Annotated in this window: 12 protein-coding genes; 7 read left to right on the top strand and 5 right to left on the bottom strand. The window is 66.3% G+C overall.

Going from position 1 to position 18,182, the window contains the following annotated elements:
* Positions 1-154: 154 nt before the first annotated feature.
* The 4 genes from ACVWYP_RS19640 to ACVWYP_RS19655 all read left to right on the top strand — a co-directional run bounded on the left by ACVWYP_RS19640 (position 155) and on the right by ACVWYP_RS19655 (position 7,079).
* Positions 155-1,741 carry a Do family serine endopeptidase gene (locus ACVWYP_RS19640; protein ID WP_304499468.1) on the top strand — a complete coding sequence of 529 codons (1,587 nt, stop codon included), beginning with the start codon at positions 155-157 and terminating at the stop codon, positions 1,739-1,741.
* A gap of 265 nt (positions 1,742-2,006) precedes the next feature.
* Positions 2,007-2,687 (top strand): response regulator transcription factor, encoded by a 681-nt coding sequence (locus tag ACVWYP_RS19645; RefSeq protein WP_028331552.1) that lies wholly within the window; start codon positions 2,007-2,009, stop codon positions 2,685-2,687.
* A complete protein-coding gene (locus ACVWYP_RS19650) occupies positions 2,671-4,125 on the top strand; it encodes a sensor histidine kinase (RefSeq protein WP_304499469.1) in 1,455 nt (484 codons plus the stop codon). Before ACVWYP_RS19645 ends, ACVWYP_RS19650 begins: the two co-directional genes overlap by 17 nt.
* Positions 4,122-7,079, top strand: a complete 2,958-nt coding sequence (locus ACVWYP_RS19655; protein WP_304499470.1) for a bifunctional [glutamine synthetase] adenylyltransferase/[glutamine synthetase]-adenylyl-L-tyrosine phosphorylase — start codon at positions 4,122-4,124, stop codon at positions 7,077-7,079. Before ACVWYP_RS19650 ends, ACVWYP_RS19655 begins: the two co-directional genes overlap by 4 nt.
* Before the next feature lie 152 nt (positions 7,080-7,231).
* On the opposite strand, the gene ACVWYP_RS19660 is transcribed toward ACVWYP_RS19655, so the two are convergent.
* The 5 genes from ACVWYP_RS19660 to ACVWYP_RS19680 are packed head-to-tail and all read right to left on the bottom strand — an operon-like array spanning position 7,232 to position 13,207.
* A complete protein-coding gene (locus ACVWYP_RS19660; RefSeq protein WP_028345259.1) occupies positions 7,232-7,453 on the bottom strand; it encodes a formate dehydrogenase subunit delta in 222 nt (73 codons plus the stop codon).
* Positions 7,437-8,273, bottom strand: a complete 837-nt coding sequence (gene fdhD / locus ACVWYP_RS19665) for a formate dehydrogenase accessory sulfurtransferase FdhD (protein ID WP_304499471.1) — start codon at positions 8,271-8,273, stop codon at positions 7,437-7,439. Before fdhD ends, ACVWYP_RS19660 begins: the two co-directional genes overlap by 17 nt.
* A gap of 2 nt (positions 8,274-8,275) precedes the next feature.
* A complete protein-coding gene (gene fdhF / locus ACVWYP_RS19670) occupies positions 8,276-11,152 on the bottom strand; it encodes a formate dehydrogenase subunit alpha (RefSeq protein ID WP_304499472.1) in 2,877 nt (958 codons plus the stop codon).
* A 13-nt stretch (positions 11,153-11,165) separates the two neighbouring features.
* On the bottom strand, positions 11,166-12,734 hold the full coding sequence (locus ACVWYP_RS19675) for a formate dehydrogenase beta subunit (protein WP_304499473.1): 1,569 nt from the start codon (positions 12,732-12,734) through the stop codon (positions 11,166-11,168).
* On the bottom strand, positions 12,731-13,207 hold the full coding sequence (locus ACVWYP_RS19680) for a formate dehydrogenase subunit gamma (protein ID WP_304499474.1): 477 nt from the start codon (positions 13,205-13,207) through the stop codon (positions 12,731-12,733). Before ACVWYP_RS19680 ends, ACVWYP_RS19675 begins: the two co-directional genes overlap by 4 nt.
* Before the next feature lie 255 nt (positions 13,208-13,462).
* Here ACVWYP_RS19680 and ACVWYP_RS19685 point away from each other — a divergent pair, with 255 nt between their 5' ends.
* The 3 genes from ACVWYP_RS19685 (at position 13,463) to mdoH (ending at position 18,175) form a co-directional block, all read left to right on the top strand.
* Complete coding sequence (locus ACVWYP_RS19685; protein ID WP_018270739.1) at positions 13,463-14,359, top strand: LysR family transcriptional regulator; 897 nt, start codon at positions 13,463-13,465, stop codon at positions 14,357-14,359.
* 241 nt (positions 14,360-14,600) lie between these two features.
* Positions 14,601-16,067 carry a glucan biosynthesis protein G gene (locus ACVWYP_RS19690; protein WP_304499475.1) on the top strand — a complete coding sequence of 489 codons (1,467 nt, stop codon included), beginning with the start codon at positions 14,601-14,603 and terminating at the stop codon, positions 16,065-16,067.
* A complete protein-coding gene (mdoH, locus tag ACVWYP_RS19695) occupies positions 16,055-18,175 on the top strand; it encodes a glucans biosynthesis glucosyltransferase MdoH (RefSeq protein WP_304499476.1) in 2,121 nt (706 codons plus the stop codon). The genes ACVWYP_RS19690 and mdoH overlap by 13 nt, the downstream gene beginning before the upstream one ends.
* Positions 18,176-18,182 lie beyond the last annotated feature (7 nt).

An 18,182-nucleotide genomic window follows, 5' to 3' on the forward strand; every position in this document is an offset into this window, starting at 1 on the left:
TATTTACCTGCGCTATTCTGCCGCAGCGGCGACCTGCTCAATTACCAAAGTTTAATTCCGCAGCCAGCGCGCTGTAAGGCTGATGACCCCATGTTCAGACCCATCAGGTGCTCGCCCCCGGCACCAATGATTCTGGCCCTGGAGATTTCAAGACATGACCGACCGTCCCGACCTCTCGACCCTTCCGTCCTACAAGGCGCCGAAGCGCTCGCTGCTCTCTGCCCGCAAACTCGCGCTGATGGCGTCGGTCGTGGCCGGCCTCGGTGCCGCCACCTATGGCTTCAGCCCCTCGCACAACCCCGCCGACCTGTTCACGACGCCCGCGCATGCGCAGGTCAATAACGAGGTCAAGAAGGTTCAGCAGCCGGTCGGGTTTGCCGACATCGTCGAGCGCGTCAAGCCGTCGGTGATCTCGGTCAAGGTCAACATTCGCGAGAAGGTCGCGAAGGATGACAGCAACAACAATGACGATTCGCCGTTCCAGCCGGGTTCGCCGATGGAGCGCTTCTTCCGCCGCTTCGGCGGTCCGGATGGCTTGCCCCCGGGCCTGCGCGGTGGACCGCGTGGCGGTGGCGTGGTGACGGGCCAGGGCTCCGGCTTCTTCATCTCGGCTGACGGCTTTGCCGTGACCAACAATCACGTCGTCGACGGCGCCGACAAGGTCGAAGTCACCACCGACGACGGCAAGACCTATTCCGCCAAGGTGATCGGCACCGATCCGCGCACCGACCTCGCGCTGATCAAGGTCGAGGGCGGCTCCAACTTCCAGTTCGCCAAGCTGTCCGAAACCAAGCCGCGCATCGGCGACTGGGTGCTGGCGGTCGGCAATCCGTTCGGCCTCGGCGGCACCGTGACCGCGGGCATCGTCTCGGCCTCCGGCCGCGACATCGGCAACGGCCCGTATGACGATTTCATCCAGATCGATGCGCCCGTGAACAAGGGCAATTCGGGTGGCCCGGCATTCGACGTGTCTGGTGAGGTGATGGGCGTCAACACGGCGATCTACTCGCCGTCCGGCGGCAGCGTCGGCATCGCGTTCTCGATCCCGGCCCAGACCGTCAAGAGTGTCGTCGCCCAGCTGAAGGACAAGGGCGCGGTCAGCCGTGGCTGGATCGGCGTCCAGATCCAGCCGGTGACCTCCGACATCGCCGACAGCCTCGGCATGAAGAAGGCCGAAGGCGCGCTGGTTGCCGAACCGCAGGCCAACGGCCCCGCGGCCAAGGCTGGCATCGAGTCCGGTGACGTCATCACCGCCGTCAATGGCGAGCCGGTGAAGGATGCGCGCGAGCTCGCCCGCACCATCGGTGGCCTCGCGCCCGGCAACGCCGTGAAGCTGAACGTGCTGCACAAGGGCCAGGACAAGACCGTCAACCTCACGCTCGGCCAGCTGCCGAACAACCTGGAGGCCAAGGCTGACACCGACAAGAGCGACAAGGGCAACTCGTCCCGCGGCACCGACGTGCCGAAGCTCGGCCTCACCGTCGCGCCCGCCAACAGCGTGGCCGGCGCCGGCAAGGATGGCGTGGTCGTGACCGAAGTCGATCCCAAGAGTGCTGCCGCTGAGCGGGGCTTCAAGGAAGGCGACGTGATCCTCGAGGTCGCCGGCAAGTCCGTCGGCACCGCCGGTGAAGTGCGGGATGCGATCACCGCGGCGCGCAATGACAGCAAGAACAGCGTTCTCATGCGCGTGAAGAGCGGCGGTTCGTCGCGCTTTGTGGCAGTGCCGCTGGCGAAGGGATAACTATCTATGAGTTGGAAGGCGTCGCCGGCATCAGTCGCCCCCGCCGACGGCGCTTTCCGGGGGGCGGGCCCCTTGCTCGCTCCCTACGTTGCCTTTCGATGGAATATGCCCCCCTCTGTCGGAAGGTCTCAGGGCGGTGAGGTCCCCCAGCTTCACCGCCCACTTTTTTCAAGCAATCGAGAATATGCGCGGTCGTCTTGCATGTGCAGGCCGGCCGCGTCATGCTGACAGAGGGCCAATTCCCGTGACCGCAATCGCTCCGCAAATGCGCATCCTGATCATCGAAGACGACCGTGAGTCAGCCGACTATCTGGTCAAGGCATTCCGCGAAGTCGGCTATATCGCCGATCTCGCCTCCGATGGCGAGGAAGGGCTGTCGATGGCCGAGTCCGGCGACTACGACGTGCTGGTTGTGGATCGCATGCTGCCGAAGCGTGACGGCCTGTCGCTGATCGGCAGCCTGCGCGACAAGGGCAACCGGACGCCGGTGCTGATCCTCTCGGCGCTCGGCCAGGTCGATGACCGCATCAAGGGCCTGCGCGCCGGCGGCGACGATTACCTGCCGAAACCCTATTCCTTCGCTGAGCTGCTTGCGCGCGTCGAGGTGCTGTCGCGGCGCAATGTCGGGCCGGCCGAGGAGACGACCTACCGGGTCGGCGACCTCGAGCTCGATCGGCTGTCCCATCGCGTCGCCCGCGGCAAGGACGAGCTGACCTTGCAGCCGCGCGAGTTCCGCCTGCTCGAATATCTCATGAAGCATGCCGGGCAGGTGGTGACGCGCACCATGCTGCTTGAGAATGTCTGGGATTATCATTTCGATCCGCAGACCAACGTCATCGACGTCCACATCTCGCGGCTGCGCTCCAAGATCGACAAGGGTTTTGAGCGGCCGCTGCTGCATACCATCCGCGGCGCGGGGTATATGATCCGTGACGGCATTCGGTAAACTGATCCGGACCACGGCGTTTCGGCTGACGCTGGTCTACCTGTTCCTGTTCGCGCTGTTCGCCGCCTCGCTGCTGGCTTACTTCGCCTGGAACACGCGGCGGCTGATCACCGAGCAGATCACGACGACGGTCAACGTCGAGATCAGCGAGATCACCGACATCTACAACCGCCGCGGCCTGCGCGGCCTGCTGGGCACCATGGGCAACCGTGCGCTGCGGCCGGGCGCCAACCTCTATCTGGTGACGGCGCCGAACGGGCAGATGCTCGCCGGCAATGTCGGCGCGCTGGCGCCGGGCGTGATGAGCACGCAGGGCTGGACGGAGACCGCCTATCGCCGGCTCGACGACCAGGACAAGACCGATCACCGCGCGCTGGTGCGGGTCACCCAGATGGACAACGGCTTCCGCCTGCTGGTCGGGCGCGACCTCGAGGAACGGCGGCGGCTGTTCGGTATCGTCGCCAAGGCCGCGCAATGGTCGATCCTCGTCGTCGTCGTACTCGGCATCGGCGGCGGTATCTTCGTCGCCCGCCGCGTGCTGCACCGGATCGACGCCATGACCGGAACCACCAAGCGCATCATGGCGGGCGATCTGTCCGGCCGGCTGCCGGTCGGCCGCAGCGGCGACGAGCTCGATCGCCTGGCGGAAAATCTCAATGCCATGCTCGAGCGCATCGAGGCGCTGATGACGGGGCTGAAGGAGGTCTCCGACAACATCGCCCATGACCTCAAGACGCCGCTGACGCGGCTGCGCAACCGCGCCGAGGAGGCGCTGGCGCGGTCGGGCTGCGAAGCCGACTATCGCGCGGCGCTGGAGCGGACCATCGAGGAATCCGACGGGCTGATCCGCACCTTCAACGCCCTGTTGATGATCGCGCGTGCCGAGTCCGGCCAGGCGCGCGGCAACATGGACGATTTCGACGGCGCCGATGTCGCCAACGGCATCCACGAACTGTACGAGCCGCTGGCCGAGGACGACGGCATGACGCTGCAGGTGAAGACCGTGCCGGCGCCGATTCACGGCAACCGCGAATTGATCAGCCAGGCGGTCGCCAACCTGGTCGAGAATGCCATCAAATACGGCAAGCCCGACGCGAGCGTGCAGCCGCTCAATGCGGATGCGCGGGAGATCCTGATCGAGGCGCGGCGCGAGGGCGACCAGGTCCTGCTCAGCGTCACCGACCACGGCCCGGGCATTCCCGAGGCCGACCGCAAGCACGCGGTCGAGCGCTTCGTCCGGCTCGAGGCGAGTCGCACCTTACCCGGTTCCGGTCTCGGCCTCAGCCTGGCCTCGGCGGTTGCCACGCTTCATGGCGGCGAGCTCAGGCTCGGCGATGCCCATCCGGGGCTGGTCGCCACCCTGGTGCTGCCGGTGCGGGTGGGCGGCAGTGACAGGCTTGCGGCTCAAACGCAGGATGTGCCACAGAAGGCGGCATGAATGCCGCCGCGCCGGGAAACGCGGATCGACATCGTCTGGCCGCGCGGTTCGCGGACGGACCGCGTGTCGCCGCGCCCGTATCCGCCGATCAGCGCCTGACCGACTGGTTCGCCGAGCTCGAGCCGGCGCAATCGGCCGCGCTCAATGCATTGCTCGAACATCCGTTCGCACGGGACATCCTGCGCGGCATCGCCGAGTTCTCGCCCTATTTGTTCGAGCTCGCCCGTGCCGATGCCGCGCGGCTGATCCGGATCCTGTCATGCGACCCGGAGTCGCATCTTGCCGGCCTGATCGAGACGACGTCGCGCGAGGTGCTCGCCGCCGGCAGCGAGGCCGACGTGATGGTTCTGCTTCGCCGCATGAAGGCGGAGGCCGCGCTGATGATCGCGCTGTGCGACATCGGCGGCGTCTGGCCGGTGATGCGGGTGACGGCGGCGCTGACCGACATCGCGGTGAATTCGGTGCAATCGGCGCTGCGATATTTGTTCCGGCAGGAAGTGGCCCGCGGCCGGATGACCGCCGCCGATCCCGATCACCCCGAAGCAGGCTCGGGCCTGATCGTGCTCGCGATGGGCAAGATGGGGGCCGGCGAGCTGAACTATTCCAGCGACATCGACCTGATCGTGTTCTTCGATCGCGCGGCCACTTCGCTCGCCGAGGACATCGAGCCGCAGCCGTTCTTCGTGCGCGTCACCCAGGCGATGGCGCGGATGCTGCAGCAGCGCTCGGGCGACGGCTACGTGTTCCGGGTCGATCTCAGGCTGCGGCCGGACCCGGCCTCGACCCAGGTCGCGATCTCGACCGACGCCGCGCTGCATTATTACGAGCGCGAGGGGCGCACCTGGGAGCGCGCCGCGATGATCAAGGCGCGGCCCTGCGCCGGCGATCCCAAGGCCGGCGAGGCGCTGATCGCCGAGCTCGCGCCCTTCGTCTGGCGCAAGCATCTGGATTTTGCCGCGCTTGCCGATGTCCACGACATGAAGCGGCAGATGCAGACCTATCGCGGCCAGAGCGAGATCTCGGTCGAGGGCCATAACGTCAAGGTCGGCCGCGGCGGCATCCGCGAGATCGAGTTCTTCGCCCAGACCCAGCAGCTGATCGCCGGCGGCCGTCATCCGGAGTTGCGGGTGCGGCCGACGCTGGAGGCGCTCAACGTGCTCGCCAACAGCAACTGGATCACCTTTGAAGCGCGCGACGAACTGACGACGGCCTACGAATTCCTGCGCCGGGTCGAGCACCGGCTGCAGATGATCGCCGACGAGCAGACCCATTCGCTGCCCGAAGCGCCTGAGGACGTCGAGCGCTTTGCGCATTTCTTCGGCTACGAGAATCGCGAGGCCTTCGCCAAGGACCTGCTCGGCCAGCTCAAGATCGTGCAGAACCACTATGGCAAGCTGTTCGAGGGCGACGATCCGACCGGCACCGCAAAGCTGCCGGAGGTCGACTACGGCGCCGGGCCTGAGGATGCCCGCCTGACCGAGCATCTCGCCAATCTCGGCTTCAAGAAGCCCATTGCGGTTGCCGGCACCGTGCAGCAATGGATCGAGGGCGATTATCGCGCGCTGCGCGTCGAGGCGACGCGCGCCGCGTTCCTGGAATTCATTCCCGGCCTGATCGACGGCCTCGCGAATGCCGAGGAGCCTGATGATGCGGTGGCGGCGTTCGACCGTTTCCTCGGCGCGTTGCAGCGGGGCGGGCGGCTGATCTCGCTGCTCAGCCAGAATCGCGATTTCGTCGCGCTGGTGGCACTGATCCTCGGCGCGGCACCGCGGCTCGGCGACATGCTGGCGCGGCAGCCGCAGATCATGGACGGCCTGGTCGATCCGCGCTTCTTCGGCGCGATGCCGGACAAGAAGGAATTGTCGGAGCGGCTCGCCGCCACGCTGCAGGATGCGTCATCCTACGAGGATTTCCTCGATCGTCTGCGATTGTTCGGCCAGGAGAGCCTGTTCCTGATCGGCACGCGGATCCTGTCCGGCACGGTGTCGGCGCAGCACGCCAGCACCGCCTTTGCCGATGTGGCCGAGGGTATCGTCCACACTGTGCACGGCCTCGTCACCGACCAGTTCGCCGCGCAATATGGCCGGATCAAGGGGCAGGAGACCGCGATCGTCGCGATGGGCCGGCTCGGCAGCCGCGAGATGACGGCGTCCTCCGACCTCGATTTGATCCTGCTGTACGATTTTGACAGCGAGGCGCCGGATTCCGACGGCGAGCGCTCGCTGCACGGCGCGCAGTATTTTGCCCGCTTCACCCAGCGCCTGATCAGCGCCTTCACGACCCGGACCAATTACGGGGTGCTCTACGAGGTCGACATGCGGCTGCGCCCGTCGGGGCGCGCCGGTCCGGTCGCATCGCGGATCGATTCATTTGCCGACTACCAGGAGCGCGAGGCCTGGACCTGGGAGCACATGGCGCTGACGCGCGCCCGCGTGATCTCGTCGTCGCCTGAGTTTCGCGAGAAGATCGAGGCGATCATCCGCAGCGTGCTGACCCGGCCGCGCGATGCGGCGTCGACCGCGGCCGACGTCGCCGACATGCGGCGCGCGATCGCGCTGGAGAAGGGGGAGGACGATGTCTGGGATCTCAAGCTCGCCGCCGGCGGGCTCGTCGACATCGATTTCATCGCGCAATATCTCCAGCTCGCGCATGCCTCGGTGAAGCCGGAAATTCTCAGCGTCTCCACGCTGCAGGTGCTCGACAATGCCGCCAAGCTCGGCCTGCTCGGCCAGTCCGAGGCCGAGATCCTGCGCTCGGCGGCGCGGCTCTATCATGACCTGACGCAGATCCTGCGGCTCTGCGTCACCGGCAAGTTCAATCCGGAGACCGCGGGCGAAGATCTGCTGCGCGTGATGGCGCGGGCCGGGGACACGCCGGACTTCTCCGCGCTGGAAGCCCGCCTGCGCGAGACCCAGAGCGAGGTGCGCCGCGTCTTCAACACGATCGTGGGGTAGGGGAAGCTACGATCTCAATCCCGTCATCCTGAGGAGCGCGTAGCGCGTCTCGAAGGATGCACGGCCACGCTCGTGCCCGTCGCCCTTCGAGACGGCCGCTTTGCGGCCTCCTCAGGGTGACGGTGAGAGAGCGCGGTGCAGAGTTGAGTTCGCTACGCCTGCTGCTTCAGCTTCTGCAGGGCATCGCGGACGTCGGGATCGAGGCCAGTGCCGCCGGCGTCGAGATGGGCGAAGATCTGCTTGCGCATCCGCGGGTCCCAGAACTTCCAGATGTGCTCGGAAATGCCCTGCACGGCGCGGTCGTGGCCCTGGCTGTGGAAGAACTTTCCGATCTGGTTCGCCATATAGACCAGTCTGTCAGGCGACGACGACATAAGCGGACTCCTTGCCGGGCACCGCGCCTGTGACGCGTTCCGGATGCGTAAAGATTTCAAATCCATCGGCGCGGGCGATCGCTGCAAGCGTGATGCCGGCGGCATCCGCCATCCGGACCGCAAGCGCGGTCGGGGCCGACACGGCGGCAATCAGCGGCGCGCCGATCGCGGCGGTCTTCTGCACCATTTCGACCGAGACGCGGCTGGTCAAGAGCACCATGCCTTCGCTCGCGACGACCTTGTCGCGGGCCAGCGCGCCGGCGAGCTTGTCGAGCGCGTTGTGGCGGCCGACATCCTCGCGCAGCGCGACGATGCCGCGCGTCGCCGTCCAGAACGCGGCGGCGTGCACCGCGCGAGTCTGGTGATTGATCTCCTGCAGCGGCGCCACCGCCGCCACCGCGGTCATGATCTCGCGCGGCGCGAACACGCGTCCCGCGGGAACGATCGCAGCTGGTCGCACCGCCTCGCTGATCGAATCGAGCCCGCACAGGCCGCAGCCGGTCGGGCCGGCGATGTTGCGCCGCCGCTCCGCGATCCGCTCGGCCTTGTCGGCCTTCAGCCACATCCGGAGCTCGATGCCGTCATCGAGCTCGACGATGTCGAGGTTCTCGATCTCGTCGGCCGATTGCACGATGCCTTCGCTCAGGCTGAAGCCAACCGCGAAGTCGCCGAGGTCCTCGGGCGAGCCCATCATCACGGCGTAGGTGCCGCCATTATAGGTCAGCGCCAGCGGCGTCTCCTCCGGGATCAGGCGCGCGCCGTCGCTGAAGACGCCGTCGCGCCAGACCTTCCGTATCGCCTTGTGGACCGGTTCGCGCATCGCTACTCCGCGGCTTCCACCACCGGCGCGATGCGGCGCGAATGGCGGGCCTGCTCGTCATAGGCCTTCTGCCAGTCGGACGGACCGTTCGACGGCGAGATCTGCACGGCCGTCACCTTATACTCCGGACAGTTGGTCGCCCAGTCGGAGAAGTCGGTCGTGATGACGTTGGCCTGGGTGTCCGGGTGGTGGAACGTGGTGTAGACCACGCCCGGCGCCACACGGTCGGTGATCTCCGCGCGCAGCGTGGTCTCGCCGGCGCGGCTCGCCAGCCGCACCCAATCGCCGTCGCACACGCCGCGCTGTTCGGCGTCATGCGGATGGATCTCCAGCCGGTCCTCGGCGTGCCAGACCACGTTCTCGGTGCGGCGGGTCTGCGCGCCGACATTGTACTGGCTGAGGATGCGGCCGGTGGTGAGCAGCAGCGGATAGCGCGGGCCGGTGCGTTCGTCGGTCGCGATATATTCGGTGAGGATGAACTTGCCCTTGCCGCGCACAAAGCCGCCGATATGCATCACCGGGGTGCCTTCCGGCGCCTTTTCGTTGCAGGGCCACTGCACCGAGCCGAGCTCGTCGAGCCTGGCATAGGAGACGCCCGCGAAGGTCGGCGTCAGCGCGGCAATCTCGTCCATGATCTCGGATGGATGGGCGTAGTGCATCTCGAATCCCATCGCCTTGGCGAGCAGGATCGTCACCTCCCAGTCGGCATAGCCGTTGCGCGGCGTCATCACCTTGCGGACGCGCTGGATGCGGCGCTCGGCATTGGTGAAGGTGCCGTCCTTCTCGAGGAAGGTCGAGCCGGGCAGGAAGACGTGGGCGTAGTTCGCGGTCTCGTTCAGGAAGAGATCGTGGACGATGACGCATTCCATCGAAGACAGCGCCGCCACCACATGCTTGGTGTTCGGATCGGATTGCAGGATGTCCTCACCCTGCACATAGAGCCCCATGAAGGTGCCTTCGATCGCCGCATCGAACATGTTGGGGATGCGCAGGCCCGGCTCCTTGTTGAGCTTGACGTTCCACATCGCCTCGAACTGCTCGCGCACGGCATCGCCCGAGATATGGCGATAGCCGGGCAGCTCGTGCGGGAACGAGCCCATGTCGCAGGAGCCCTGCACGTTGTTCTGGCCGCGCAGCGGGTTCACGCCGACGCCGGGCCGGCCGATATTGCCGGTGACCATCGCGAGGTTGGCGATCGCGATCACCGTGGTCGAGCCCTGGCTGTGCTCGGTGACGCCGAGCCCGTAATAGATCGCGCCGTTGCCGCCGGTGGCGTAGATCCGTGCCGCCTCGCGCAGGTCCTTGGGATCGACGCCGGTCATGATCGCGGTCGCCTCGGGGCTGTACTTCTCCTGGGCGACGAAGGCCGCCCATTCCTCGGACTCGCTCCAGTCGCAGCGTTCGCGCACGAAGGTCTCGTTGACCAGCCCTTCGGTGACGATGACGTGGGCGAGCGCCGTGACCACCGCGACGTTGGTGCCGGGCATCAGCGGCAGATGCAGCGCCTTCACATGCGGCGATTCCACCATCTCGGTGCGGCGCGGATCGATCACGATCAGCCTGGCGCCCTGGCGCAGCCGCTTCTTCAGCCGCGAGGCGAACACTGGGTGGGCGGAGGCCGGGTTGGCGCCGATCACCATGACGACGTCGGTGTCTTCAACCGAATCGAAATCCTGCGTGCCGGCCGAGGTGCCGAAGGTCTGCGACAGGCCGTAGCCGGTCGGCGAATGACAGACGCGGGCGCAGGTGTCGACGTTGTTGTTGCCGAAGCCGCCGCGGATCAGCTTCTGCACCAGATAGGTTTCTTCATTGGTGCAGCGCGACGAGGTGATGCCGCCGACCGCGTCGCGGCCGTATTTCTGCTGGATGCCCTTGAACTTGGCGGCGGCGAAGTTGAACGCCTCGTCCCACGACACTTCCTGCCAGGGATCCTCGATCCGTTCGCGGATCATCGGCTTCAGGATGCGCTCCTTGTGGGTGGTGTAGCCCCAGGCGAAGCGGCCCTTGACGCAGGAATGGCCACGATTGGCCTTGCCGTCCTTCCACGGCACCATGCGCACCACTTCCTCGCCGCGCATCTCGGCCTTGAAGGCGCAGCCGACGCCGCAATAGGCGCAGGTGGTGACGACCGAGTGTTCGGGCTGGCCGATCTCGATCACGGATTTCTCGGTCAGCGTCGCGGTCGGACAGGCCTGCACGCAGGCGCCGCAGGACACGCATTCCGAGCCGAGGAAGCCTTCGTTCATGCCGGGCGAGACGCGGCTGTCGAAGCCGCGGCCGGAGATCGTCAGCGCAAAGGTGCCTTGCACCTCCTCGCAGGCGCGGACGCAGCGCGAGCAGACGATGCACTTCGAGGGATCGTAGGTGAAGTACGGATTCGACTCGTCCTTCGGCATCCAGTTGTCGTTTTCGCAGCCGTGCGATTTGGCGAAGACGTGGTTCTCGCCCTCATAGCCGTAGCGCACGTCGCGCAGGCCGACGGCACCCGCCATGTCCTGCAATTCGCAGTCGCCATTCGCGGCGCAGGTCAGGCAGTCCAGCGGGTGGTCGGAGATGTAGAGCTCCATCACGCCCTTGCGCAGCTTCTTCAGCCGCTCGCTCTGGGTGTGCACGACGAGGCCGGGCATGACCGGCGTCGTGCAGGAGGCGGGTGTGCCGGCGCGGCCCTCGATCTCGACGAGGCAGAGCCGGCAGGAGCCGAAGGCGTCGACCATGTCGGTCGCGCAGAGCTTTGGAATCTGGGTGCCGGCTTCCATCGCCGCGCGCATGATCGAGGTGCCCTCGGGCACCGTGATCTGATTGCCGTCGATGGTCAGCGTGACCATCGTCTCGGATTTGGATTTGGGGGTGCCGAAATCGGTTTCCTGGATCAGCGACATCGTGATTTCCTTGCTATTCCGCGGCCTGCAGGCGGGCCGGTGCGGGATCTACATCTCCGCCGAAATCTTCCCGGAAGTGTTTCAGTGCGCTCATCACGGGGTAGGGCGTGAAGCCGCCGAGTGCGCACAGCGAGCCGAATTTCATGGTGTTGCAGAGGTCTTCGACAACAGCGAGGTTTTCCGCCACGCGCTCGCCATTGATGATCTTGTTGATGGTCTCGACGCCGCGGGTCGAGCCGATCCGGCACGGCGTGCACTTGCCGCAGGATTCGACCGCGCAGAACTCCATCGCAAAGCGGGCCTGCTTCGCCATGTCGACGCTGTCGTCGAACACCACGATCCCGCCATGGCCGATCAGGCCGTCGCGCGCGGCGAACGCCTCATAGTCGAACGGCGTGTCGAACAGCGCGCGGGGGAAGTAGGCCCCGAGCGGGCCGCCGACCTGCACCGCGCGCACCTCGCGCCCGGTGAAGGTGCCGCCGCCGATCTCGTCGACGAGCTCGCCGAGGGTGACGCCGAACGCGGTCTCGAACAGCCCGCCATGTCTGATGTTGCCGGCAAGCTGGATCGGCATCGTGCCGCGCGAGCGGCCCATGCCGAAATCGGCGTAGGCCTTGGCGCCGTTGTCGAGGATGAAGGGGATCGCCGCGAACGACAGCACGTTGTTGATCACGCTCGGGCGGCCGAACAGGCCCTTGTGCGCCGGCAGCGGCGGCTTGGCCCGCACGATGCCGCGGCGGCCCTCGAGGCTTTCCAGCAGCGAGGTTTCCTCGCCACAGACATAGGCGCCGGCGCCGACGCGCACCTCGAGATCGAACTCATGGGCGGAGCCGCCGATGCGCTTGCCGAGCAAGCCGGTGCGGCGGGCCGCCACGATCGCCGCGTTCATCGCTTCGACCGCGTGCGGATATTCCGAGCGGATGTAGATGTAGCCCTTGGTGGCGCCTACCGTGATACCTGCGATCGTCATGCCCTCGATCACGACGAAGGGGTCGCCTTCCATGATCATGCGGTCGGCGAAGGTGCCGCTGTCGCCTTCGTCGGCGTTGCAGACGATGTATTTGCGGTCGGCGCTGGCCTGCGCCACGGTCTTCCACTTGATGCCGGTGGGGAAGCCGGCGCCGCCGCGGCCGCGCAGACCGGACGTCGTGACGTCGGCGAGGATCTGGTCGGAGGTCAGCGTCAGCGCCCGCTCCAGACCCTTGTAGCCGCCATGGGCGCGGTAGTCATCGACCGAGCGCGGATCGATCACGCCGCAGCGGGCGAAGGTCAGCCGGGTCTGGCGCTTCAGCCAGGGAATCTCGTCCGTGACACCAAGCCGCAGCGCGTGCTGGCCGCTGCCGGCCATCGCCTCGAGCAGAGACGGGACGTCCGCCGGGCTGATCGGGCCGAACGCAACGCGGCCTTGTGCGGTCGCCAGCTCGACCATCGGCTCCAGCCAGTACAGGCCGCGCGAACCGGTCCTGACGATCTCGAGCGGCGCGCCGCGTCCTGCTGCGGCCTGCTCGAAGGCGAGGGCGACATCGTCGGCACCGACGGCGACCGCGCCGGCGTCGCGGGGAATGAAGATTCGCATCGTCATCGCTGTGCCTCCGCGACCAGCGCGTCGATCCGCGCTTCATCTAGCCGGCCGACCACGCGGCCATCCAGCATCGCCGACGGCGCGGTGGCGCACAGCCCGAGGCAGTAGATCGGCTCCAGCGTCACGCGGTCATCCGCCGTGGTATGCCCCAGCGCAACGCCGAGCCTGGCTTCCGCGCGCGCCGCCAGCGCGTCGCCGCCGGCGGCCTGGCAGGCCTCGGCGCGGCACAGCTTGAGGACGTGGCGTCCGGCAGGCTGCTTCCGGAAATCATGGTAGAAGGTGAACACGCCGTGCACCTCGGCGCGCGACAAATTGAGCGCCTCCGCCACCATCGGGATCGCCGGCTCGGGCACGTAGCCGAAGGCTTCCTGCAGCGCGTGCAGGATCACCAGCGTGGCGCCTTCAAGCCCGGCGTGCTCGGCGATGATTTCAGCGCCGCGCGCCCTGTCCCAAGGTTCGTATCCCACCGTCATCAGCGCTTCTCACGATCAGTTCTTGCTTCGCACATGAGAGTTGGAATCCTTCGAAACATCAATAAAGCTGTCTCATGCGGCGATTGCGAAACACGATTAATAGCGTTGCCGAATGGATCGATGCGGGATCGCAATAATGTTCTGGAATCACGCACTTCCGGGGCGCTTTGGATTTCGGGATCGCACCCGGATCGTGCTACCTATGGACGTGTTGGGCTGCCGCTTGGGGCGCCGTTTTCCGAAGGGATTTGAACCTTGATCGACAAGCTGGAACTTCTGCTGGCGCTGGCCAAGGAGCGGCATTTCGGCCGGGCCGCGGAGGCGTGCGGCGTCACCCAGCCGACGATGTCGACCAGTCTCAAGCAGCTCGAGGAAATCCTCGGTGTCATGCTGGTGCAGCGCGGATCCCGCTTCCAGGGCTTCACGCCGGAAGGGGAGCGGACGCTGGACTGGGCGCGGCGCATCGTCGGCGATGCGCGCGCGATGAAGCAGGAGATCAACAGCCTCAAGGACAAGCTGTCGGGCGAGATCCGGATCGCGGCGATCCCGACCGCGCTCGGCATGGTGGCCTCGCTGACCACGCCGTTCCGGGCGCGCCATCCCGATGTGCGGTTCCGCATCCAGTCGTGCACGTCGGCCGATGTGCTCGGCCTGCTCGAGAATCTCGAGGTCGATGCCGGGTTGACCTATATTGAGAACGAGCCGATCGGCAAGGTCCGCACCATCCCGCTCTACAATGAGAGCTATCGCTTGCTGACGGCGCCGGATGCGATGTTCGGTGACCGCAAGCAGGTGACGTGGAAGGAGGTCGGTACCGTGCCGCTCTGTCTGCTCACGCCCGACATGCAGAACCGCCGCATCATCGATCGCGCGCTGACCTCGGTCGGCGCGGAGGCGACGCCGACGCTGACGTCGAACTCACTGCTCGTGCTCTACACCCACGTGAAGACCGGCCGCTGGGCCAGCGTGATGCCGGCCAAGCTCGCCGAGACGCTCGGCCTTGCGGATGCGGTGCGCAGCATTCCGATCGTCGATCCGGTCGTGGACTACAGCATTGGCCTCGTGATCCCGCAGCGCGATCCGATGACGCCGTTGATCGCAGCCTTGGTGCAGGTCGCACGCGAGGTCGCGCCGACGCTCGAGAGCGCGTAGCTCTCGGCATTCCTCGCAGCCTTTCCGCCACGGTTCCGGTACGGCAGCAACCGACCACGCGTTGTGTGGTTGCGTTGAAGCAAGTCCTGGTGTTCAGCCGGCGGACAATCTTCGCTTGCTCGCAGCAAAGATGGAACTCAGCGCCGGCTCGGCGGTTGCATTGCGGCGTCCCGGTCAGCGAGCAGGAGCTGCTTTGAATCGTCGCCAGTTACTCCACGGATCGGCCGTATTGCCGACACTCATGTTCTTGCCACAGCGCCAGGCCGCCGCCGCAGGGAGCGCGACGGACGCACCCTTCAACCCAGGCATGGTCAGGGAGCTTGCGCGCAATCTCGCCAGCAAGTCGTTCGAGGCGCCGGACGAGAAGTTGCCGAACGGCCTGACGGACCTGAACTACGACCAGTACCGCACGATCCGCTTCACGTCCGAGCGCGCGCTGTGGCGCGGCGCGAAGCTGCCGTTCGAGGCGCAGTTCTTCCACCGCGGCTTCTTCTACAAGAACAAGGTCAATATCTTCGAGATCGCCGACGGCAAGGTCAGCGAAGTCAAATACAGCAAGGACATGTTTTCGTTCGGCGAGACCGTGCCTGACTTCACCGAGACCGACCTCGGCTTTGCCGGATTTCGCATCCACGCGCCGATCAACAAGCCGGACTATTACGACGAGGTCTGCGTCTTTCTCGGCGCGAGCTATTTCCGCGCGGTCGCCAAGGACGAGACCTACGGCCTGTCGGCGCGCGGCCTGTCGATCGATACCGGCGAGGCCAAGGGCGAGGAGTTTCCGTTCTTCAAGGCGTTCTGGCTCGAGCGCCCGGTGCCCAACGCGACCTCGCTGGTCATTCACGCCTTGCTCGACAGCAAGAGCTGCGCGGCGAGCTATCGGTTCACGATCAGGCCTGGAGCGACCACGGTGTTCGATGTCGAGGCATCGCTCTATCCGCGTGCCGATCTCGAGCATGCCGGCCTTGCGCCGATGACGAGCATGTTCTTCTTCGGGCCCAACGATCGCAACGAGGTCGACGACTTCAGGCCGTCCGTGCACGATTCCGACGGGCTTGCGATCTACAACGGCAAGGGCGAGAGCCTGTGGCGGCCGCTGAGCAATCCGCGCGACCTCCAGATCAGCACGTTCCAGGACGTCAATCCGCATGGCTTCGGGCTGATGCAGCGCGAGAAGAATTTCTTCGCCTATCAGGACATCGAATCGCGCTTCGAGAAGCGTCCGAGCCTGTGGGTCGAGCCGATCGGCGACTGGGGCGAGGGCGCGGTCATTTTGTTCGAGATTCCGACCAAGGAAGAGATCCACGACAACATCGCCGCGTTTTGGCGGCCGAAGGCGCCGCTCAAGGCCAAGAGCGAGACCAATTTCACCTATCGCCTGCATTGGGGGCCGGACGCGCCGAAGCCGCATTCGCTCGCGCGCTTCACGCGCAGCGGCATCGGCGCGCATGGCGAGAACAGCAAGCTGTTCGTGCTCGACCTGTTCGGAGACAATCTGAAGGGGATCGATCCCAATAGCGTCAAGGGCGTCGTGACGGCCGAGAAGTCCGAGATCACGAACGTCGTCACGCAGCCAAATCCGAATACCGGCGGATGGCGGCTCAGCTTCCAGTGCGCCGTCAAGAAGGATCCGATCGAGCTGCGTGCGCATCTGGCGCAAGATGACAAGCCGCTCTCCGAGATCTGGGTCTATCGATGGGCGCCATAGTCACGTCGCCTCATCCCGACGCCGCCACGGTGGCGGACGGCTTCCTGCCACAAGAGAGCCCGCTTGCGATGTCGGCGGCCGATCTTGGCCGGCCGCCGCACGCGGTGGGCAAGCCGGTCTCGGTCGGTGCGGGCATGTTGATGCGCCGCGCGTTCATCCTGGTGCTGACGGCGGCGCTGACCGGTGCCGGCGCCTACGAGATGTACATGGTGGTCCAGGTCGGCGGCGTGACGATCATGGAAGGCATGGTGCTGGTGCTGTTCGTCGCGCTGCTCGCCTGGATCGCGTTTTCGTTCGCGTCGGCGCTCGCCGGCTTCTTCGCTCTGCTTCGGCGCAACGGCAACGCCCTGCCGATCCGCGACGATGGTCCCTTGCCGCAGCTCGCGAGCCGGACCGCGGTGCTGCTCCCGACCTACAACGAGAATCCGCATCAATTGATGGCGCGTTTGCACGCGATCTACGAGTCCGTCGAGGCGACCGGGCAGGGCAACAGCTTCGACTGGTTCGTGCTCAGCGACACCCGCGATCCGGATATCTGGATCGCCGAGGAACGGGCGTTCCTCGAACTGTGCGAGGCCTGCGGCGCGCAGCGGCTGTTCTACCGGCATCGCGCCGACAATACGGCGCGCAAGTCCGGCAATGTCGGCGAGTGGATCACGCGGTTCGGCGGCGCATATCGGTTCATGATCGTGCTCGACGCCGACAGCCTGATGTCGGGCGACACCATGGTGCGGATGGTGCACGCGATGGAGACCAATCCGCAGGCGGCGCTGCTGCAGACGCTGCCGGTCATCGTCAACGCGCGCAGCCTGTTCAGCCGCCTGCAACAGTTTGCCGGCCGGCTCTACGGACCGATGGTCGCCGCCGGCGTTGCGTGGTGGCACGGCTCCGAGGGCAATTACTGGGGGCACAATGCCATCATCAGGATCGAGGCATTTGCGCAGCAGGCGGGCCTGCCCGAGCTCTCCGGACGCAAGCCGTTCGGCGGACATATCCTGAGTCACGACTTTGTCGAGGCGGCGCTGATGCGGCGCGCCGGCTGGGGCATCTACATGGCGCCGATGCTCGGCGGCAGCTTTGAGGAGGTGCCGCCGTCGCTGTTGGATTTTGCCGCGCGCGACCGGCGCTGGTGCCAGGGCAATCTGCAGCATCTCGCCGTGCTGAGGACGCGCCGCCTGCACTGGATCTCGCGGCTGCATTTCATGACCGGGATCGGCTCCTACATCACCGCGCCGCTCTGGCTGTCGTTCCTGCTGCTCGGAATCCTGATCTCGCTGCAGGCGCGCTTCATTCGCCCCGAATATTTTCCGAAGGGCTTTTCGCTGTTTCCCAACTGGCCGGCACAGGACCCCGTGCTCGCCGCATGGGTGTTCGGCCTCACCATGGCGCTGCTGATCGTGCCGAAGCTGCTCGGCTTCCTCCTGTTGCTGACACGGTCGGACGTGCGCCGGCAATTCGGCGGCGGCTTCCGGGCGTTGACGGGCGTGATCGCCGAGGTGCTGATCTCGGCGATGATCGCGCCGGTCATGATGGTGTTCCAGTCGATCGCCGTCGTCGAGATCCTGCTCGGCCGGGACGCGGGCTGGCAGACACAGCGGCGCGACGACGGCGCGGTCGAGCGGCGCGAGCTCTATCGGAAATACGGCGTTCCGACCGCCTGCGGCGTCGCGATGGCGATCAGCGCCTGGGCGGTGTCGCTGCCGCTGCTGCTGTGGATGTCGCCGGTGATCATTGGCCTGCTGTTCGCGATCCCGATCGGGGCCTGGACCGCCAGGCCCGCGATGCGCGCGCTGTTCGTGACGCCGGAGGAGGTGAAGCCGCCGCGCGTGCTGGTCCGCGCCAATGAGCTGGCGGCGTCGCCGGCTGCCGCATCGGCCCCCGCGCTCGCGACGTTGCGGCAGGATTCTGACCTGCTGCATCGCCATCTCTCGTCGCTGCCGCCGGTGCGGCGCGGCGGTCCGGGCGAGATCGATCTTCACCTCGCGGTGGCGCGGGCGCGGATCGAGGCAAGCGACAGCTTCGACCAGGCAGTCCGCCATCTCACGCCTCGCGAGACGCTGGCCGTGCTCGGTGATGCCGCGCTGCTGGAAGGAGTGCTTGCGAAGTAGCGTGGGG

This window comes from Bradyrhizobium sp. USDA 3262 (assembly GCF_054060035.1).

Excerpts from the sequence above, each read along its gene's own strand:
- ACVWYP_RS19640 (WP_304499468.1), top strand. The coding sequence starts at position 155 with ATGACCGACCGTCCCGACCTCTCGACCCTTCCGTCCTACAAGGCGCCG.
- ACVWYP_RS19645 (WP_028331552.1), top strand. The coding sequence starts at position 2,007 with ATGCGCATCCTGATCATCGAAGACGACCGTGAGTCAGCCGACTATCTG.
- ACVWYP_RS19655 (WP_304499470.1), top strand. The coding sequence starts at position 4,122 with ATGAATGCCGCCGCGCCGGGAAACGCGGATCGACATCGTCTGGCCGCG.
- ACVWYP_RS19660 (WP_028345259.1), bottom strand. The coding sequence starts at position 7,453 with ATGTCGTCGTCGCCTGACAGACTGGTCTATATGGCGAACCAGATCGGA.
- fdhD (WP_304499471.1), bottom strand. The coding sequence starts at position 8,273 with ATGCGCGAACCGGTCCACAAGGCGATACGGAAGGTCTGGCGCGACGGC.
- fdhF (WP_304499472.1), bottom strand. The coding sequence starts at position 11,152 with ATGTCGCTGATCCAGGAAACCGATTTCGGCACCCCCAAATCCAAATCC.
- ACVWYP_RS19675 (WP_304499473.1), bottom strand. The coding sequence starts at position 12,734 with ATGACGATGCGAATCTTCATTCCCCGCGACGCCGGCGCGGTCGCCGTC.
- ACVWYP_RS19680 (WP_304499474.1), bottom strand. The coding sequence starts at position 13,207 with ATGACGGTGGGATACGAACCTTGGGACAGGGCGCGCGGCGCTGAAATC.
- ACVWYP_RS19690 (WP_304499475.1), top strand. The coding sequence starts at position 14,601 with ATGTTCTTGCCACAGCGCCAGGCCGCCGCCGCAGGGAGCGCGACGGAC.
- mdoH (WP_304499476.1), top strand. The coding sequence starts at position 16,055 with ATGGGCGCCATAGTCACGTCGCCTCATCCCGACGCCGCCACGGTGGCG.